This is a genomic window from Vibrio sp. S234-5 (assembly GCF_000960595.1).
Classification (GTDB): Bacteria; Pseudomonadota; Gammaproteobacteria; order Enterobacterales; family Vibrionaceae; genus Vibrio.
In genome coordinates, this window is record NZ_JZAM01000183.1 from 1 (window position 1) to 434 (window position 434).

1 protein-coding gene is annotated in these 434 nt (G+C 43.8%); it reads right to left on the bottom strand.

Annotation, left to right across the window (positions count from 1 at the left end; translation table 11 throughout):
* Positions 1 to 178 precede the first annotated feature (178 nt).
* A partial coding sequence (locus UF06_RS27180; protein WP_045570162.1) for a hypothetical protein occupies positions 179 to 434 on the bottom strand: 256 nt, incomplete at its 5' end.

A 434-nucleotide genomic window follows, 5' to 3' on the forward strand; every position in this document is an offset into this window, starting at 1 on the left:
CATAACGCCCGGTTAAGGGGCAGCCAACGCCATTACCAAGCGTCAGCACAGCACCATAACCACAAAAACCAACGCATAATAAAAATGCCGCGCGTTGGCTGTCCCTCTTGAACCGTTTGTTATGCTTAAGCTTCAATGACTTACGTTGTACCAAAACCAAGATTAACTCAGCTTTGATTCACAAACAAAACCCAAAAACCAAAAAACTGAAATGACTCATGATTTTGAAAATCAGACTTTGAACTTTGACCGCTAATCCTAAGCCAAAGAACAGTTTGTTTTTTGACCAAACCGCCTCAACCTCGCGCTTGCCCGAAAATTGATTGAGGCAATTCGCTGAATTTCCAGCGCCAAAGAATAATTGTCCAGAAAACCGCGCCCACTGAAGCCAACTTGCCGAGAAACACCAAACTAAAGAGCCAAGGGAACAAAGA